An 18,354-nucleotide genomic window follows, 5' to 3' on the forward strand; every position below is an offset into this window, starting at 1 on the left:
TTGGTCTAATTTTTGTCATTTATAAATCGGGAACAAAAGTAAATAATAATGCACACTATAAAAAGGGAAATAAAAATTTGTGCACTAATTAAAAGAAAGTATATTTACTTTATTAATACCAACAACCATGAAAAAAATAGCCACGTTCGCAGCAATCTTATTATTTAGCTATATTGGATTTGCTCAAAAAGGAGCTAAAATAGAATTCAAAGCTAAAAACAACACTATCGATTACGGAACAATTAACAAACAAAGTGATAACGGAATTCGTTCTTTTGAATACACTAATACTGGAGACGCACCGCTGATTATTTACTCTGTCCAATCAACAAGCAGTTGTACTGTTTTATCCAAACAAAATGAAACTGTTTTACCGGGGAAATCAAGTAAAATTGACATTAAATACAACATAGTTCCCGGACCAATTAGAAAAACAATCACAGTAGAATCAAACGCCATTAATTATGATAATGGTCGAATTCCTTTAAAAATCAAAGGTGAAGTTACTTCATTGTAGCTTTTATATAAAAAATGCTTTTTAGATATTGGTCTAAAAAGCATTTTTTATATAATATTAAGTAATTGAAACTTAAAAGTCATCTGTTTTCCCTCTCTAACCACTTTTAACTCAATCCAAATTTCATTCTCTGACCACAAAAGCGAATTAACTTCCTGCAACGAATAATTATACACCTCTTTTCCATCAACAGCAACCAGAACATCACCTGTCATCAAACCACTTTTTGCCGCATTTGAATTTTCTCTGATATAACCTATTTCATAAACGGGCTTCAACTCCATTTTATACTTAAGATTTGCTGTGTTTTTTTCTAAATTCCCACGATCTATTACAATTGAATTATACTCAACTACAATCAGGCGTCTTACCCATTGTACCCCTGATTGCCACAATTCAATTCCGCTTTTGTTATAATAAAATGAAGCTTTATACGATTTGTTTTTCTTTAAAAACAGTAACTGACGGTCATAATCAAAAACAACCGAAAATCGCCTTAATATTTCCCCTCCTAAAGAGCCGAGTCGGTCATTAGTTAAACTAATATTTTTTATGGAAACAGAATCCGGAAAAGCTACAATAGGCAAATCAAATTTAAAATCGGCAATCGAAAATTGAGTTACACGTCCCCGCTTCCCCTCGACAACACCTCCTAAACCATGTCCTAAATAGTCATCAAAATGTTTTTGAGGAACTTTAATTTTATTCGAAACCTTATCAAAAAGCCAAATCGCATCACTATTTCCGGAATCAATCAGCAATTTTACTACAACATCCTCAGTATCCATCTTTACTAAGGCATTTACATAAGGCTTCCTTCTTTCAATAAGTAGCGGAATTTTAGCATATTCTTTCTCCATCTTTTTCTGAAATTTAGAATTCGGCTTGTAAAAAACCACTTCGCTATTACGATAATCAATAGCAACCAAATGATTTTTAAAAGCCGAATGCCCTATAATTCCATTGACCGTAATCCCTACAAAACTGGACAAATCAAAAGACAAATCGGTAATTAAGTATAAAAAATGCTCCTTAGATTTCATCTCACCTATAGCCAAAACATTCCCCGAAGATTTAACCCCATCTACTCCTTCATTTTCTCCTAAACCTCTAATTTTTATTTTCTCTACATGTTGCAAATGAATCTTTTCAGGATCTTCAAAACCAAACAAAATGGTTTCTTCAACTCCTGAATCCAATAAAAATAACAACCGCTCTCCGTTTACATTAATAGGAATAAAAACCAGATTATTAATCACCTGAGCCTTAACTCTGACTTTATCAGTTTTATTTTCAGCAAATTCAAAACCCTCCTGTGAAAGAACAGGAATTACAAAACCAAATAAGAAAAAAAAGAGCACTATTTTTTTCATGAATCGCAGTTTCTATAAAGTTAATAAAAATCCTGCTTTTAAATTCATATATTTTCAAATTGTAAAGGGATAGATAGGCTAGTTCAAAAAAAAAATCGCAAATTTGCAGCAAATTTTTATTAACATGCCTGAGATTTCAATAAGAGGCCGAAGAATGCCTGAATCGCCAATTCGAAAATTGGCTCCTTACGCTGACATAGCTAACAAAAAAGGCTTGAAAGTGTACCATTTAAACATAGGTCAACCCGATATAAAAAGTCCCGAAATAGCCATTCAGGCCATTAAGAATATCAATATGGACATCATTGAGTATGGTCCATCAGCCGGTTATGAAAGTTACCGTAAAAAATTAGCGCAATTTTACACCAATCAAAATGTAAGAGTTGATTATACCGATATTATGATTACCACCGGTGGTTCGGAAGCCTTATTGTTTGCCCTGGGCAGCATAATGGATCCGGGAGACGAAGTAATCATTCCGGAACCTTTTTACGCTAATTACCATGCTTTCTCTGAGGAATCAAGTGCTACTGTAATTCCGGTAAACTCCGATTTTGAAAGCGGCTTTACCCTGCCTTCAATTGAAGCTTTCGAAAAACTGATTACGCCTAAAACCAAAGCAATATTAATTTGTAATCCAAGTAACCCAACAGGAAACTTATATTCGGAAACAGAAATTCAACAATTAGGCGAGTTAGTAAAAAAACACGACCTGTTTTTAATTGCTGACGAAGTGTATCGTGAATTTATATACGATGAAAAAGACCGTCATTATTCAGTAATGAATCTGATTGGTTTAGAGCAAAATGTAATCATGATTGATTCCGTTTCAAAACGTTACAGCATGTGTGGTGCTCGAATTGGCTGCATGGTCACTAAAAACAAGGAAGTTATTGCAGCTGCAATGAAATTTGCGCAGGCTCGTTTGTGTCCTCCAACAATTGAACAAATTGCCTGCGAAGCAGCGATTGACACCCCTCAAAGTTATTTTGACGAAGTAATTACAGAATACAAAGAAAGAAGAGATACACTAATCACCGAATTACACAAAATTGAAGGTGTAAAAGTTACTCCACCTAAAGCCGCTTTTTATTGTATAGCCGAACTTCCGGTTGACAATACCGAAACCTTTGCACAATGGTTGTTAGAAAGTTACAACCTAAACAAAGAAACCGTTATGGTGGCTCCCGCGGCAGGATTTTATTCGACTCCGGGAATGGGTTTAAAACAAGTGCGTATTGCTTATGTACTCAACAAAGAAGACCTGATAAGAGCTGTTCATATTTTAAAAGATGCAATTGCAACTTACAACGCAAGATAAGGTCTTATATTTCTCTTAAAACCTATTAACAAAGACAATAACCCATTTAAAGTTATTGTCTTTGTTGTTTAAAATCATTGTTAAATTAGCGACCAAAAAGAGCTGATTTTTTATCAAAAGCTATAGAAATTCTTTAATTTATATTAATTATCTTTACAGCCTTAAAAATATACACCCACTATAATAGTAGTATTTAATGATACAAAACGAAGAACTGCACGACGAAATCGGAGACAATCATATTAGTTCAAGTGCAAAAAATCCAATGCGAGAAGACGCTTTCGCAATTTCGGATGATGAAAAAATTGACAAAATAAAAAAAGATGTCGAAAACATCCTTCTAACTCTTGGAATGGATTTAACCGACGACAGCTTAAAAGGTACACCTAACCGTGTAGCTAAAATGTTTGTAAAGGAAATTTTTGGCGGACTAAATCCAAACAAAAAACCAAAAGCTTCTACCTTTGACAATAACTACAAATACGGTGAGATGTTAGTCGAAAAAAACATTATTGTTTATTCTACCTGCGAACACCACTTATTGCCAATTATAGGTAGAGCTCACGTGGCTTACATTTCAAACGGAAGAGTTATTGGTTTATCAAAAATGAACCGAATTGTAGAATATTACTCTAAAAGACCTCAGGTACAAGAGCGTCTTACAATGCAAATTGTACAAGAATTACAAAAAGCTTTAGGAACCGAAGATGTGGCCTGCGTTATTGACGCTAAACATCTTTGTGTGAATTCAAGAGGAATCAGTGATATTGAAAGCAGCACCGTTACATCTGAATTTGGTGGAAAATTCAAAGAAGTACAATGCAAAAGAGAATTTTTAGACTATATCAAATTAGAAACTAGATTTTAATAGTTTATCGTTTGTTGTTTATTGTTTGTTGTTATGGGAAAAATACAAAAATTTGAAGATTTAGAAATTTGGAGATTAGCACGAGAAATCTGTCAGCAAATTGAATATCTAATACAAACGACAAACTTAAAAACAAATTATTCTTTGAAAGATCAAATTGACAGAAGTTCAGGTTCAATCATGGATAATATCGCTGAAGGCTTTGAACGAAACGGCAATAGAGAATTCATTAATTTTTTAAGCATTGCAAAAGGTTCTGCCGGAGAAGTAAAATCACAATCTTATAGAGCTTTCGACAAAAAATTAATTACTCAAGAACAACATTTGCAATTAAACGAAATGATTGAACTGGTAAAGAACAAAATTGGTGCAATGATGAACTATCTCAACAACTGTGAAATCAAAGGCCTAAAATTCAAATAACACTTTACAACCAAAAACAATAAACCAAAAACAACAAACAATACGTTGAACATGTCAATTTACAATACTCAAACACTAAAAATATACAATTCGCTCTCTGGAGAAAAAGAAACTTTTGTACCTATAAACGAAGGCAGTATTGGAATGTATGTTTGCGGACCAACCGTTTATAGTAATGTACACCTTGGAAACCTAAGAACTTTCATGTCTTTTGATGTGATTTTCAGATATTTTACACATTTAGGCTACAAAGTAAGATATGTTAGAAACATCACCGATGTAGGTCACATCGTCGATGATGTAGATGAAGGAGAAGATAAAATTGCCAAAAAAGCACGCTTAGAGCAATTAGAACCTATGGAAGTCGTACAGCGTTATACGGTCGATTTTCACGAAATTCTAAAAGCATTCAACTTCCTGCCTCCCAGTATCGAACCTACCGCAACAGGCCATATTATTGAGCAAATCGAAATTATCAAAAAAATAATTGATTCGGGAATTGGTTACGAAGCCAACGGATCGGTTTATTTTGACGTGGTTAAATTTAACAAAACCAATAATTACGGAAAATTAAGCGGGCGCAATATCGAAGACATGCTTGCTAACACCCGGGATCTTGACGGACAATCTGACAAGAGAAATCCTCAGGATTTTGCTTTATGGAAAAAAGCCGAACCACAACACATCATGCGTTGGCCTTCACCGTGGAGCGATGGTTTCCCTGGCTGGCATTTAGAATGCACCGCCATGAGCACCAAATACCTTGGCAATCATTTTGACATTCACGGCGGCGGAATGGATTTAAAATTCCCTCACCACGAATGCGAAATAGCTCAAAACGAAGCCTGCACAGGACAAACTCCGGTAAATTATTGGATGCACGCCAACATGCTTACCTTAAACGGTAAAAAAATGGCCAAATCAACCGGAAATAATATTTTACCAAGAGAGATTTTAACCGGCGAAAACACCATTTTAAGCAAAGCTTTCCCGGCATCAGTAGCACGTTTTTTTATGCTACAAGCACATTACCGCAGCATTCTTGACTTTTCGGACGAAGCCATTGTTGCTGCCGAAAAAGGATACAAGAGACTTATGGAAGCAATTGATTCGCTAAAGCAAATAAAAACCAGCTCAAACAGCAGCTTAGACATTGCTGACTGGAAACAACTTTGCTATGACGCAATGAATGACGATTTCAACACTCCTATTTTAATTGCGCAATTATTTGAAGGTGTTCGCTTTATCAACTTACTAAAAGAAAACAAAGAAAGTATTAGTGCCGCTGATCTTGAAACACTTGCTACAACCATACATTCTTTTGTTTTTGATGTCCTTGGACTCGAAAATCAAAAAGCAACTGACAACAGTAACGACAAATTAGAAGGCACAATCAATATGTTAATTGGTATGCGAAACAAAGCGCGTGCTGATAAAGATTTCGCTATGTCTGACCATATCAGAGACCAATTGCTTGCTTTAGGAATCCAACTAAAAGACAGTAAAGAAGGAACAAGTTTCAGTATTTAGTTTTGAGATTTTATTGAAAACATTTTTTTATGAATCTCAAAACCATTAGATAAAACAATAAAAATGTTTTCAAAAATTATCATATTTCCATTTGTATTATTGGTACGTTGCTATCAGTTGGTTATCTCTCCGCTCATGCCGGCAGCTTGCAGATTTACACCTACCTGTTCATCATATATGATTGAAGCTTTAAAAATGCACGGATTGTTTTACGGAGGTTTTTTAGGCATTAAAAGAATCCTAAGCTGTCATCCCTGGGGTAAAAGCGGTTATGATCCGGTACCCGAAAAGAAATGCAATCACAAACATTAACCTTTAATTAGTACTGGTTTTACTTTAAATATTTAATTTTACAACTATAAAACAAAACACATGATACACAGTTTAAATATAGTATGGAATCCATCCGAAGGTATAGATTTAGGTTTCTTTGTAATTCGATTTTACAGCCTAATGTTTGTAGTTGCTTTTGGATTAGGTTGGTATATTATGAAAAACATTTTCGAACGTGAAAATGAATCCATAGACAAACTGGACTCGCTATTTGTTTGGACAGTACTTGCCACATTAATCGGTGCCAGACTGGGACACGTGTTTTTTTACGACTGGGAATATTTTAGAAATCATTTACTCGAAATCTTTTTGCCTTTTAGGTTTTCTCCTAAATTTGAATTCACCGGATTTCAGGGATTAGCCAGTCATGGTGCTGCAATTTCGATAATAATTGCCATGTACTATTACAGTAAAAACATCTTAAAACGACCAATACTTTGGATTTTGGACCGCGTAGTTATTGCCGTTGCAAGTGGTGCTATTTTTGTTAGATTGGGTAATTTTTTCAATTCAGAAATTGTTGGAAAAGAAACCAACTCACCTTTTGGAATAAAATTTATTCAGGACTATTACAGCAAAGCCGATGCGGTTAACGCAACACAAATAGCCAATCCCAAAGAAGCCTTTAATGCCATCGCAACAAATCCAAAATTTGCCAATTTACTGGCGCAGGTTCCCATTAAACACCCAACCCAGCTATACGAAGCCTTCTGTTATGTTTTTGTACTTGCTATATTATTCTTTCTATACTGGAAAACCGAAGCCAGAAAAAAATCCGGATTCTTATTTGGCCTTTTCCTTGTGCTCTTATTTTCAGTTCGTATGGTAGTCGAATCAGTAAAAGAAAGTCAGGGAGGATTTGAAAATGCTTTAGGATTACTTTCAACAGGTCAATGGTTAAGTATTCCGTTTATCCTAATTGGTTTCTATTTTATATTCACAGCCGAGAAACCTGTCAAAATATAAAACTTTATCACATAAAAAAATGCCGTCTAACCCAATAGACGGCATTTTTTTATGTTAAAATTCCAAATTTTTAAAACAATTGGAATTTAAAAATTTGGAATTTGTTTTCACAAAAAAACCACCTAATTTCTTAGATGGTTTTACTTAAGAGCCGATAGAGGGACTCGAACCCACGACCTGCTGATTACAAATCAGCTGCTCTAGCCAGCTGAGCTACATCGGCCTGTAATAATGTCAATTTCAATAAAAAACCACCTAATTCCTTAAGTGGTTTTACTAAGAGCCGATAGAGGGACTCGAACCCACGACCTGCTGATTACAAATCAGCTGCTCTAGCCAGCTGAGCTACATCGGCGTCATTATTACGAGTGCAAATATACAGCTGAATTTCTTTTTTCCAAAGGAAATCTGCACTTTTTTTCGCTTTTTACTGACTACAATTCGTTGATTTTAGCAATCAATTGATTTGCAACTTGTTCCAATTCTACATTGATTTGCTTGAAGTGTGCTTTTTTATTTTCAACATTCTTAGCATTCACTTTTGTGATTAAATTATCAAAAGCAGCAATAGCCTCGTCAATTAAATTATTTGTTTCTTCAGTAGGTTTTCCTGTTGTAGAAATCTCAAACAAGTAAACCGCCTCAATAATATCTCCTAAAACGTAATTGATGTCTTTCTTTAAATTCTTAACGTTTGCCATTTTTATTTAATTTTAATTTGCGTTTGCAAAAGTACATATAAACTTTTTAATAGTCACTACGAAATGTAAATTTCTAAAATAGAAGCTTTTCCGCTTAAAACAAATGTCTTGATTGCAGCCGGAATCAACACTGTATCTCCTTTTTTGTAACTGTATTTCACACCATTATAGTCTAATTCAAAACTCCCTTCGACACACATATAAACCGTAAAACTTTCGCCCGGTTTCTCTACAGCAACTTCTCCGTCTAACGGAACAAAATTGGTTGTAAAATAAGGACAGTCAACAACAACGTTGGATTGATTTACTTCTTTTGTATATTCTTTATAAGTATCAACCTTGTCATAATTAATAGCATCTAGAGCTTGATCAATATGCAATTCTCTTCCATTACCCTGAGCATCTACTCTGTCAAAATCATAAATTCGATACGTAATATCAGAAGTTTGCTGGATTTCGGCAACTACTAAGCCTGCTCCAATGGCATGAACTGTTCCTGTTTCCAGAAAAAACACATCTCCCGATTTTACTTTCACATCATCCAATATAGAAAGCAAACTTTTGTTCTCAAGATTTTCTACATATTCATTAGCATTCGATTTTTCTTTAAAACCCACAATAATACGAGCATCATCATCAGCCTGCATGATGTACCACATCTCTGTTTTTCCAAAAGAATTATGACGTTCCTTAGCCAAGGCATCATTAGGATGCACCTGAATGGATAAATCCTCACGAGCATCCAGATATTTAAAAAGTAACGGAAATTGCTTCCCGAATTTTTGATAAACCGCTGTTCCTAAAATCTCATTTGGAGCCTCATCAATTACTTCAAGCAATGATTTTCCTTTTAACACTCCATTTGCAACAATACTCACGTCGCCTTCAACAGTTGACAATTCCCAACTTTCACCGGTTGTTGCCGATTCGATTGCTTTATTAAGTACTGTTTTTAATTTTTCTCCACCCCAAATTCGTTCTTTTAAAATTGGTTGAAATTGTAATGGATATAGATTCTGTATCATTTTATTTTTTGTTTTTTTTATTTCGAAACAAAAATAACTATCGTAACTCACTTTCAACAAGTACTATTTAGTCATTTCTATAGATTATTCAGTCAATTTTTCAATCATTTTCTTCACATGTTTCATTCCCAGCATACTGTCAAATACCATTTGTATCACTCCGTTTTTATCCAATAAATAAGTAACCCTTCCCGGAAGCAAGCCTAAAAAAGCTGATGGAACCCCAAAAAGCTTTCGAAGAGCCTTATCTGAATCGGATAATAGTAAAAAAGGTAAGTTGTATTTTCGAATAAATTCCTGATGCGAATTAACATCATCCGAAGAAATCCCGATAATCTCAACACCCAAGTCAACAAATTCAGCATAATTATCCCGAAAACCACAAGCCTGAGCAGTACATTGCGGCGTATCATCTTTAGGATAGAAATAAATAATAACGGCTTTTTTACCAATTACTGAATCACTTTCAAAAACAGCACCACTAGCCTCTTTGGCTGTAAATTTTGGAACGGTATCACCTGTTTTTAGTGCCATTATTCTCCTTTGTAAGTTACAAAATTACGAGGCGTTTCATAAAGCACCACTTCTAAGTCAAATTGAGAATCTATGCGTTTTCTGACTTTATTCCAAATTACCACTGCAATATTTTCGGCAGTTGGATTTAGATTTTCAAATTCAGCTACATCTAAATTCAAATTTTTATGATCAAAAGCATCTTCCACCTCTTCTTTGATAATAGCTGCCAAAATCTTAGCATCCATTACAAAACCAGTTTCAGGATCGATTGCACCGGTAACACTCACAATTAACTCATAATTATGTCCGTGAAAATTAGGATTATTACACTTACCAAAAACAGCATCATTTTTTTCAAAAGTCCAATCTTTTCGATACAAGCGATGCGCTGCATTAAAATGTGCTTTTCTACTTATTGTTACTCTCATAGTGCCACTTTACTTTTAAAGTTTATGCGCTTCTAAATAATGATAAAATTCGTCAAAAATAATTTTAAACCATACTGTGTAATCATCCGGATTGATCAAAATATCCTCTTTCACAGCATCAATCCCCATCCATTTCCAGGACTCCACTTCATCAGAATTAATCAACGGACTTTCATTATAATAACCAATCATTACATGATCTAACTCATGCTCAGTCAACCCATTGTCAAAAGGTGCTTTGTAAATAAAATGAAACAACTCTTTCAAATCTGTCTGAAACCCCATTTCCTCCATCAATCTTCTGTTTCCTGCTTCGAGATTCGTTTCACCTTCACGCTGATGACTACAACAGGTATTGGTCCATAAAAGCGGAGAATGGTATTTATGATGTGCTCGTTGTTGCAACATCAATTCATTCTTATCGTTCAATACAAAAACCGAAAAAGCCCGGTGCAATACCGCTTTTTCATGAGCTTCTAATTTTGGCATAAGTCCTATTTGCTCATCTTTTTCATTAACCAGTATTACGTTTTCTTCTGTCATATTTTTTTATAGCTAGACAAAAATACAAAAAAGATAAGGAAAGACTCCTGCTTTAACGTTCTGTTTCGAATTATATATCAAAAACTCAAAATTAGCATCAAACTCCAAAAAAAACACTAACTCAATTCCAAACAAACAGATGTATCATAAAAAACCAAACAACAAATTTATCCGTAAATAACAACATCAAACAACTCACAAATAGCTGTTAAAATGCAAACTAACTCATCTTAAATAGCCAATTTGAATTCTATCTTTGTAAAAGATTTTTTTAGTAAAAACAATACATCAACATCTAAAAATCATCACCAATGAAAACCAATCCATATATTAACCTGCTATTTATATTGCCTTTATTCATTGTTACGGCTTGTGGACAAACCAAAACATCTTCGGAATACCAAAAGCTACCAAACAAAATAAACAAACCCGGAAATCCTTATTATTCCAACACTGATACCACAAAACTAAAACTAAGTGATGCCGAGTGGAAAAAAATACTTCCTGACGAGGTTTACCAAGTGATGCGTCATGCCGAAACCGAAATCGCTTTTACAGGAAAATATTGGAATACCGAAGAAAAAGGAACTTATTATTGCGCTGCCTGCGGCAATCTGTTATTCCGCTCTACGGCTAAATTTTCAAGCAGTTGCGGCTGGCCCAGCTTTTTTGAACAAGAAAACAAAAAAAGTATTGTATTTAAAAATGACTTCTCCTACAATATGGAGCGTATAGAAGCACTTTGCAGCAGATGCGACGGTCATTTAGGACATCTTTTTGATGACGGCCCAGCTCCTACAGGAAAAAGATATTGCATGAATTCTATTGCTCTTGATTTTATCCCTGACAACAAATAGGAATATATTAACCTCTGACAAAAAACGATATTATGAAAAAATCATTTCTAATAATTCTTTTCTTATCATTATGCATGACAGGACAAAATAATTCCCAAAAAAGCAATCTTAACTTGGAGACCATAACACTTGGCGGAGGTTGCTATTGGTGTATTGAAGCTATTTTCGAAAATTTAGTTGGAGTAAAAACAGTCGTTTCAGGCTTTTCAGGTGGGAAAATCGCCAATCCAAGCTATGAAGCAGTTTGCACCGGAAAAACAGGTCATGCCGAAGTAGTCCAAATTACTTTTGATAAAAATGCTACGAATTTAGACGAAATCCTAAAAGTCTTTTTTACCGTACACGATCCAACAACATTGAATCGTCAGGGTGCTGATGTAGGAACACAATATCGTTCTGTAATTTTTTACAAAAATGAAGAACAAAGAAAAACAGCTCAGGAAATCATTAATGATTTAAACAAATCTAAAGCTTACAACAATCCTATTGTCACGATAGTAGAACCCTTCAAAAACTTTTACGAAGCCGAAGACAATCATCAGGATTATTACGAGTACAACAAAAACAAACCCTACTGTAGATTAGTTATCCAACCCAAACTGGAAAAATTTGAAAAGGTTTTCAAAGACCGATTGAAAAAGAAAAAATAAGACCTAAACCTCGAATTAGCTTATAATTCGAGGTTTTTTATTTAAAGCTTCGCCAATCATCAAAGCACATTTTTCACCATCAATTGCCGCAGAAATAATTCCGCCCGCATAACCTGCTCCTTCTCCACAAGGATACAAGCCTTTTATTTGCAAATGCTCTAATGTAACTCCGTCTCTGGGAATTCGCACTGGCGATGATGTTCTGGATTCTGGTGCATGAAGAACAGCTTCGTTTGTTAGATATCCACGCATAGATTTTCCAAATTCAGTAAATCCCTGACGCAAAATTTGGGTTAAAAAACCCGGAAAAACCTGTCCTAATTCAACAGAAGTTGTTCCCGGAACATAAGAGGTTTTAGGAATTGCTGCAGAAACTTTAGATTGCGTAAAATCAATCATTTTCTGGGCAGGAACTTTTTGGGTTTGACCGGCCAAATGCCACGCTTTTTGCTCAATACTTTTTTGAAATTCCATTCCTGCCAAAGCACCAAACTTAGCAAAAGGCTTAAAATCTTCTAATTTTAATTCGACCACAATTCCGGAATTGGCCGTAGCCTGATCTCTTTTGGAAGGCGACCAACCGTTAGTCACCACTTCGCCCGGACTTGTAGCGCAAGGAGCAATTACACCTCCCGGACACATACAAAAAGAATACATTCCTCTTCCTGCTACCTGTTTCACAATACTGTAAGGTGCCGGCGGTAATAATTCACCACGGTAATCACAACTATACTGAATACTGTCTATTAACGATTGTGGGTGTTCAGCCCGAACGCCTAAAGCAAAAGGTTTTGCCTCTATAAATATTTTTTTTCGGTCTAACATTTCAAAGATATCCCTCGCCGAATGTCCTGTAGCCAAAATCAATTTGTTAGCCAGAATTCTGTCTCCATTTTGGGTTACGATTCCTTCTACCTCATTATTTTTTATCTGGATATCAGTTACCCGGGTTTCAAATAAAACCTGACCACCACATTCTTTGATTTTCTCTCGAATGTCTTCGATAATCTTAGGCAATTTATTAGTTCCAATATGCGGATGTGCATCTACTAAAATATCCGGAGTAGCGCCAAAAGCAACCAACAATTCTAAAATTCGGTTGACATCACCTCTTTTCTTAGAACGGGTATATAATTTTCCATCAGAATAAGTTCCTGCTCCACCTTCACCAAAACAATAATTAGAATCTTCATCTACAACATGATCGCGATTGATAGCTTTCAAATCACGACGACGACCACGAACGTCTTTTCCACGCTCGACAACTATTGGTTTTAAACCCAATTCTATCAATTGCAAAGCTGCAAAAAGTCCTGCCGGACCGGCTCCTACAACAATAACTTCTTGGGCATTTGCTACATTAGGGTAATCAGGAAGCTGCAATACGTTTTCCTGAAAAGCTTCTCCTTTTAAATAAATAAGCACTTTTAAATTGATTTTTATCGCTTTTTGGCGCGCATCAATCGAACGTTTTAAAATACTAACATGCTGAATTTCCTTTGGAGCAACTTTTATTTGCTTTGACAAATAATCTTTAAGCAACAATTCGTTGGCAGCTATTTCCGGTGTTACCTGAAGTAAAAGTTCTTTGGGCATGGTATCTTATTTATGCTATTAGCTTCTCTTTTTATGAAATGAGCACGACCCTAAATTGGCTGTAATCACCAATAGCAGCTATGCGAATTACATATGTCCGATAAAAACAATAGATATCTACATATGAAAAGAAGTTGCAAAAATAACACTTTGAACCGAAATTAGTTCGTTAATATAAAATCCATTTTCAAAATAGACTTTGTACCTTTGCTTCTTTGAAACTTTGTACCTATAAAAATGTCTAGAAAAATAAAATTAATCTGGGATTTCCGTGGACCTGCTGCTGCAAAAACAGCTGAACATCACGAAATTCACCTAAAAGAATATATTGCCATTGAAAAACTGCCGTTAAACATCACCGGATTTGAAGTACAAGGCGAAATGCAAGCCATAGCCTTTATGGTCGTTACCGATGAAAATATGATTCAGGTACGTGATGCTTTGAAACCGCATCGTGGAGAAATCTATCAGAATTAAGATTTCAGAAAGCAGTAGGCAAAAAAAAAGATTTCAGATTAATTGTTTATAACATTAATCTGAAATCTAAATTCTAAAGTCTGCATTCTAAAATCTAGTTCGCTACTTCACTTATAAATTTAATTCGCATTAAACGCAATTCGTCGATATCATAATCGCCTTCAAATTCCTTTAAAGCTTCTTCTATTTTATCAGTTTTAGATTCCATAAAATAATCATGAATTTCTTCCTGCTGATCTTCATCAAGCATATCGTCTATCCAATATTTGATATTCAGTTTTGTTCCAGCATATACAATTTGCTCCATTTCTTTAATCAAAGCATCCATTGTTAATCCTTTTGCCTTAGCAATATCATCTAAAGACAATTTTCTATCGATGTTTTGAATGATATATAATTTATTAGCTGAATTAGTTCCTGTAGATTTCACTACCAAATCATCAGGCCTGATAATATCGTTATCCTCAACATATCTGTTGATTAACGCAATAAATTCAGCGCCATATTTCTTAGCCTTACCTTCTCCTACCCCGTGAATATTAATCAATTCCGCTTGAGAAATAGGATATTTCAAAGCCATATCTTCCAATGAAGGTTCCTGAAAAACCACAAACGGAGGCACTCCTAATTTTTTGGCTACTTTTTTACGCAAATCACGTAACATTTCCATCAAAGCCTCATCGGCCGTACCTGCAGATTTTGCAGCGGTTACAATTGCCTCATCTTCGGCATCACTATATTCATGATCTTCAGACATCATAAACGAAGTAGGATTTGCGATAAAATCCAATCCTTTTTGGGTAATTTTTACAATCCCGTAAGTTTCAATATCCTTTGATAAAAAGCCTTCTACCAAAACCTGTCTCAACAATGCCATCCAGTACTTTTCGTCATGAGCCACACCACAACCAAAAAAAGACTGTGAATCGGTTCTATGTGCTTTTATCACTGCATTCACACGACCAATTAAAGTAAAAACAATCTCTTTAGATTTATATAAATGTTTGGTATCACGAACAACTTCAAGCAATTTAACAACTTCGTTCTTAGCCTCAACCTTAGTTTTTGGATTTCTGACATTGTCATCCATATCGGCTCCTTCTCCAGTTTCACTGTCGAATTCCTCACCAAAATAATGCAGTAAAAATTTTCTTCTGGACATAGAAGTTTCGGCATAAGCCACTACTTCCTGCAACAAAGCGAAACCAATTTCCTGTTCAGCTACCGGTTTTCCAGACATGAATTTTTCTAATTTCTCCACATCTTTATAAGAGTAATAGGCTAAACAATGTCCTTCGCCTCCATCACGACCCGCGCGACCTGTTTCCTGATAATAGCTTTCTAAAGATTTAGGAATATCATGGTGAATTACAAAGCGTACATCGGGTTTATCAATTCCCATCCCAAAAGCAATGGTTGCAACCACAACCTCTACATCTTCCATCAAAAACATATCCTGATGTTTGGCTCGGGTTTTAGCATCCAATCCGGCGTGATATGGAACAGCACTAATACCATTCACTTTTAACACCTCAGCAATGGCCTCAACTTTTTTTCGGCTCAAACAGTAGATTACACCTGATTTTCCTTTATGTTGTTTGATAAATCGAATAATATCCGATTCTACGTTCTTTGTTTTGGTACGTACTTCGTAATACAAATTAGGTCTGTTAAACGAAGCTTTAAAAGTAACAGCATTAGACATTTCTAAATTCTTCAAAATGTCTTCCTGCACCTTTGGAGTTGCTGTAGCAGTAAGTCCTATTACAGGTACATCGCCCAACTGTTTTATAATGTTTTTTAGATTTCTGTATTCCGGTCTAAAATCATGCCCCCATTCTGAGATACAATGTGCTTCATCAATAGCAACAAAAGAAATAGGTACACTTTTTAAGAAACTGACATTCTCTTCTTTGGTTAATGATTCTGGAGCAACATATAGCAATTTAGTCAATCCTGAAGTAATGTCTTTTTTAACCTGAGCGGTTTCTGTTTTAGTAAGCGAAGAATTTAAAACATGGGCGATACCATTTTCTGAAGACAAACTTCGTATAGCATCAACCTGATTTTTCATTAAAGCAATTAATGGAGAAACTACTACTGCAGTTCCTTCCTGTATTAAAGCAGGTAGTTGGTAACACAACGATTTTCCTCCACCTGTAGGCATTATCACAAATGTATTTTGCTTATTCATTAAGCTTGTAATCACTTGCTCTTGTAATCCCTTAAATTGACTAAAGCCAAAATATTTCTTTAATTCTTTATGGATATCAATTTCGTTTGAATTCATTCTTTATTATCTGGTATTTTGTATAAATTTGCATCACATAAAGATACAAATTTCTTTTACACACACAAATTTTAAACATTCTGTTTTGATATCCAAAGAAAATATATTGGCTATTGCCAAAAAGACTATATTGTCTGAAAGTGAAGCAATTATAAAACTCATTGACTACCTCGATGATAACTTTTCAAAAGCTGTAGAAATTATCTTTCAATCAAAAGGCCGGCTAGTCGTTACCGGGATTGGAAAAAGTGCCATTATTGGACAAAAAATGGTAGCTACCTTTAACTCAACAGGCACGCCATCTATGTTTCTTCACGCTGCCGAAGCAATCCACGGCGATTTAGGAATGATACAAAAAGAAGATGTGATTATTTGTATTTCCAAAAGCGGAAACAGCCCTGAAATAAAAGCCCTTATACCTTTATTAAAAAGAGATGGAAATCCATTGATAGGAATTAGCGGAAACAGCAGTTCTGCTCTTGCAAAAGGTTCCGATTGCGTTTTAAACACCACTGTAGATTCTGAAGCCTGCCCTATTAACTTAGCTCCTACCAACAGCACAACAGCACAATTAGTTATGGGAGACGCATTAGCCATTAGCCTAATGGAAATGCGCGATTTTAAAGCTGAAGATTTTGCTAAATACCATCCTGGGGGTGCTTTAGGAAAAAAACTATTATTAAAAGTAAAAGACTTGATTGAACACAATCAAAAACCGATTGTAAGTCCGGATACCCTTGTAAAGAAAGTTATTTTTGAAATTTCAGAAAAAAGGCTTGGGGTTACAGCCGTTGTAGAAAATAACGAAGTAGTGGGAATCATCACCGATGGAGATATCCGCAGGATGCTGAACGACAGAGATACTTTTACCGATTTGACTGCCAAAGACATCATGACCAAAAACCCAAAGTCGATTCAATCGGAGACAATGGCAATTGATGCTTTGCAAATACTGGAAAACCACTCCATCACCCAACTTATCGTGATAGACAATAAAGAATACAAAGGTGTTTTACACCTACATGACATACTAAAAGAAGGAATCCTATAATGGCAAAAAAAAACGTAAACGAAATGTCGTTTCTTGATCATCTTGAAGATTTAAGATGGTTATTAGTTCGAAGCACTATTGCTGTAATTATTATGGCAATGGTAACCTACACCATTAGTGATTATTTATTTGACACGATCATTTTTGGCCCTACCAGACCTACTTTTTTCACCTATGTCTATTTTTGTGAACTCTCACACAGTCTGGGTTTTGCCGACAGCATCTGTATTACCGAAATGCCTTTTATTATTCAGAACACTCAAATGGAAGGACAGGTAAATGTATTTATATGGATTTGTATCCTTTTTGGATTCATCTTAAGTTTCCCGTACATATTATGGGAAGTTTGGAAATTCATAAGTCCGGCACTTTATAAAAACGAAAAGAAGAACGCTAAAGTGTTTATCTTTTTCTCTTCGCTATTATTCTTTCTGGGAGTTATTTTTGGTTATTTTGTAGTAATCCCCATGTCAGTAAACTTTGTGGCAACCTTTACCGTCAGTCCTACTGTACTCAATCAGTTCACCTTAGATTCATACATTGGAATGGTAAAAACCTCAGTAATAGCCAGTGGATTATTTTTTGAATTGCCTATAATTATATATTTCTTAACCAAACTAGGACTGGTAACTCCTAATTTTTTAAGAACATACCGTAAATACGCCATTGTACTTGTACTAATTATAGCCGCCATTGTTACTCCTCCTGATGTGGTAAGTCAGACAATTGTAGCCATCCCGATGCTGATAATATACGAAGCCAGTATATTTCTTTCGGTCTTAGTGGCCAAAAAAGAAAAAAACAATTAATTGTTAATATAGCTAGTGATTCATTTGTGAATTTGTTTATTTGCAAATAAATCAATTATACCGAAGCCAAAAACGAAACA

Annotated in this window: 20 protein-coding genes and 2 tRNA genes; 12 read left to right on the forward strand and 10 right to left on the reverse strand. The window is 35.1% G+C overall.

Features of this window, described 5'->3' with window-relative positions:
* The first annotated feature begins 127 nt into the window (after positions 1 to 127).
* Positions 128 to 517: a DUF1573 domain-containing protein gene (locus FDM27_RS14470; RefSeq protein WP_071183734.1), complete on the forward strand. Its 390-nt coding sequence runs from the start codon at positions 128 to 130 to the stop codon at positions 515 to 517.
* 47 nt (positions 518 to 564) lie between these two features.
* On the opposite strand, the gene FDM27_RS14475 is transcribed toward FDM27_RS14470, so the two are convergent.
* A complete protein-coding gene (locus tag FDM27_RS14475) occupies positions 565 to 1,890 on the reverse strand; it encodes a PDZ domain-containing protein (protein WP_140487545.1) in 1,326 nt (441 codons plus the stop codon).
* 124 nt (positions 1,891 to 2,014) lie between these two features.
* On the opposite strand from FDM27_RS14475, the gene FDM27_RS14480 reads away from it, so the two are divergent.
* The 6 genes from FDM27_RS14480 (at position 2,015) to lgt (ending at position 7,331) form a co-directional block, all read left to right on the forward strand.
* Complete coding sequence (locus FDM27_RS14480) at positions 2,015 to 3,211, forward strand: pyridoxal phosphate-dependent aminotransferase (RefSeq protein WP_140487547.1); 1,197 nt, start codon at positions 2,015 to 2,017, stop codon at positions 3,209 to 3,211.
* Positions 3,212 to 3,407: 196 nt separating this feature from the next.
* The gene (gene folE / locus FDM27_RS14485) at positions 3,408 to 4,079 is read left to right on the forward strand and encodes a GTP cyclohydrolase I FolE (RefSeq protein ID WP_140487549.1); all 672 of its coding nucleotides are present in this window, start codon (positions 3,408 to 3,410) and stop codon (positions 4,077 to 4,079) included.
* A 33-nt stretch (positions 4,080 to 4,112) separates the two neighbouring features.
* Positions 4,113 to 4,502, forward strand: a complete 390-nt coding sequence (locus FDM27_RS14490; protein ID WP_140487551.1) for a four helix bundle protein — start codon at positions 4,113 to 4,115, stop codon at positions 4,500 to 4,502.
* Between the two features lie 51 nt (positions 4,503 to 4,553).
* The gene (gene cysS, locus FDM27_RS14495) at positions 4,554 to 6,032 is read left to right on the forward strand and encodes a cysteine--tRNA ligase (RefSeq protein WP_140487553.1); all 1,479 of its coding nucleotides are present in this window, start codon (positions 4,554 to 4,556) and stop codon (positions 6,030 to 6,032) included.
* Positions 6,033 to 6,095: 63 nt separating this feature from the next.
* Entirely contained in the window at positions 6,096 to 6,344 is a 249-nt protein-coding gene (yidD, locus tag FDM27_RS14500) for a membrane protein insertion efficiency factor YidD (protein WP_140487555.1), read from the forward strand.
* A 60-nt stretch (positions 6,345 to 6,404) separates the two neighbouring features.
* Positions 6,405 to 7,331 (forward strand): prolipoprotein diacylglyceryl transferase, encoded by a 927-nt coding sequence (gene lgt / locus FDM27_RS14505; protein WP_071183740.1) that lies wholly within the window; start codon positions 6,405 to 6,407, stop codon positions 7,329 to 7,331.
* 149 nt (positions 7,332 to 7,480) lie between these two features.
* Here lgt and FDM27_RS14510 read toward each other — a convergent pair.
* From FDM27_RS14510 to idi, 7 genes are all read right to left on the reverse strand, one after another.
* A tRNA-Thr gene (locus FDM27_RS14510) sits at positions 7,481 to 7,554 on the reverse strand.
* A 58-nt stretch (positions 7,555 to 7,612) separates the two neighbouring features.
* Positions 7,613 to 7,686 (reverse strand) — tRNA-Thr (locus FDM27_RS14515).
* A gap of 79 nt (positions 7,687 to 7,765) precedes the next feature.
* A complete protein-coding gene (locus tag FDM27_RS14520) occupies positions 7,766 to 8,032 on the reverse strand; it encodes a hypothetical protein (RefSeq protein ID WP_140487557.1) in 267 nt (88 codons plus the stop codon).
* A 56-nt stretch (positions 8,033 to 8,088) separates the two neighbouring features.
* Positions 8,089 to 9,057 (reverse strand): type I phosphomannose isomerase catalytic subunit, encoded by a 969-nt coding sequence (locus FDM27_RS14525; protein WP_140487559.1) that lies wholly within the window; start codon positions 9,055 to 9,057, stop codon positions 8,089 to 8,091.
* 84 nt (positions 9,058 to 9,141) lie between these two features.
* Complete coding sequence (locus tag FDM27_RS14530) at positions 9,142 to 9,591, reverse strand: peroxiredoxin (protein ID WP_181161681.1); 450 nt, start codon at positions 9,589 to 9,591, stop codon at positions 9,142 to 9,144.
* On the reverse strand, positions 9,591 to 10,001 hold the full coding sequence (locus tag FDM27_RS14535) for a 6-pyruvoyl trahydropterin synthase family protein (protein ID WP_071183744.1): 411 nt from the start codon (positions 9,999 to 10,001) through the stop codon (positions 9,591 to 9,593). The genes FDM27_RS14530 and FDM27_RS14535 overlap by 1 nt, the downstream gene beginning before the upstream one ends.
* A 15-nt stretch (positions 10,002 to 10,016) precedes the next feature.
* The gene (gene idi, locus FDM27_RS14540) at positions 10,017 to 10,544 is read right to left on the reverse strand and encodes an isopentenyl-diphosphate Delta-isomerase (RefSeq protein ID WP_071183745.1); all 528 of its coding nucleotides are present in this window, start codon (positions 10,542 to 10,544) and stop codon (positions 10,017 to 10,019) included.
* A 311-nt stretch (positions 10,545 to 10,855) separates the two neighbouring features.
* On the opposite strand from idi, the gene msrB reads away from it, so the two are divergent.
* Both msrB and msrA read left to right on the forward strand, forming a co-directional pair.
* Positions 10,856 to 11,401: a peptide-methionine (R)-S-oxide reductase MsrB gene (gene msrB / locus FDM27_RS14545; protein WP_140487564.1), complete on the forward strand. Its 546-nt coding sequence runs from the start codon at positions 10,856 to 10,858 to the stop codon at positions 11,399 to 11,401.
* A 32-nt stretch (positions 11,402 to 11,433) separates the two neighbouring features.
* The gene (gene msrA / locus FDM27_RS14550) at positions 11,434 to 12,051 is read left to right on the forward strand and encodes a peptide-methionine (S)-S-oxide reductase MsrA (protein WP_140487566.1); all 618 of its coding nucleotides are present in this window, start codon (positions 11,434 to 11,436) and stop codon (positions 12,049 to 12,051) included.
* 15 nt (positions 12,052 to 12,066) lie between these two features.
* Here the strand turns inward: msrA and FDM27_RS14555 are convergent, their stop codons facing one another.
* Positions 12,067 to 13,647 (reverse strand): NAD(P)/FAD-dependent oxidoreductase, encoded by a 1,581-nt coding sequence (locus FDM27_RS14555; protein WP_140487569.1) that lies wholly within the window; start codon positions 13,645 to 13,647, stop codon positions 12,067 to 12,069.
* A 237-nt stretch (positions 13,648 to 13,884) separates the two neighbouring features.
* On the opposite strand from FDM27_RS14555, the gene FDM27_RS14560 reads away from it, so the two are divergent.
* Positions 13,885 to 14,124 (forward strand): hypothetical protein, encoded by a 240-nt coding sequence (locus FDM27_RS14560; RefSeq protein WP_071183749.1) that lies wholly within the window; start codon positions 13,885 to 13,887, stop codon positions 14,122 to 14,124.
* Between the two features lie 94 nt (positions 14,125 to 14,218).
* On the opposite strand, the gene FDM27_RS14565 is transcribed toward FDM27_RS14560, so the two are convergent.
* The gene (locus FDM27_RS14565) at positions 14,219 to 16,414 is read right to left on the reverse strand and encodes an ATP-dependent DNA helicase RecQ (protein WP_071183750.1); all 2,196 of its coding nucleotides are present in this window, start codon (positions 16,412 to 16,414) and stop codon (positions 14,219 to 14,221) included.
* 85 nt (positions 16,415 to 16,499) lie between these two features.
* On the opposite strand from FDM27_RS14565, the gene FDM27_RS14570 reads away from it, so the two are divergent.
* On the forward strand, positions 16,500 to 17,465 hold the full coding sequence (locus FDM27_RS14570; RefSeq protein ID WP_181161682.1) for an SIS domain-containing protein: 966 nt from the start codon (positions 16,500 to 16,502) through the stop codon (positions 17,463 to 17,465).
* A complete protein-coding gene (tatC, locus tag FDM27_RS14575) occupies positions 17,465 to 18,274 on the forward strand; it encodes a twin-arginine translocase subunit TatC (RefSeq protein ID WP_071183751.1) in 810 nt (269 codons plus the stop codon). Before FDM27_RS14570 ends, tatC begins: the two co-directional genes overlap by 1 nt.
* Positions 18,275 to 18,354: the final 80 nt, after the last annotated feature.

The sequence above is a fragment of the Flavobacterium sp. GSA192 genome (genome assembly GCF_006386525.1).
Taxonomy (GTDB): Bacteria; Bacteroidota; Bacteroidia; order Flavobacteriales; family Flavobacteriaceae; genus Flavobacterium; species Flavobacterium commune.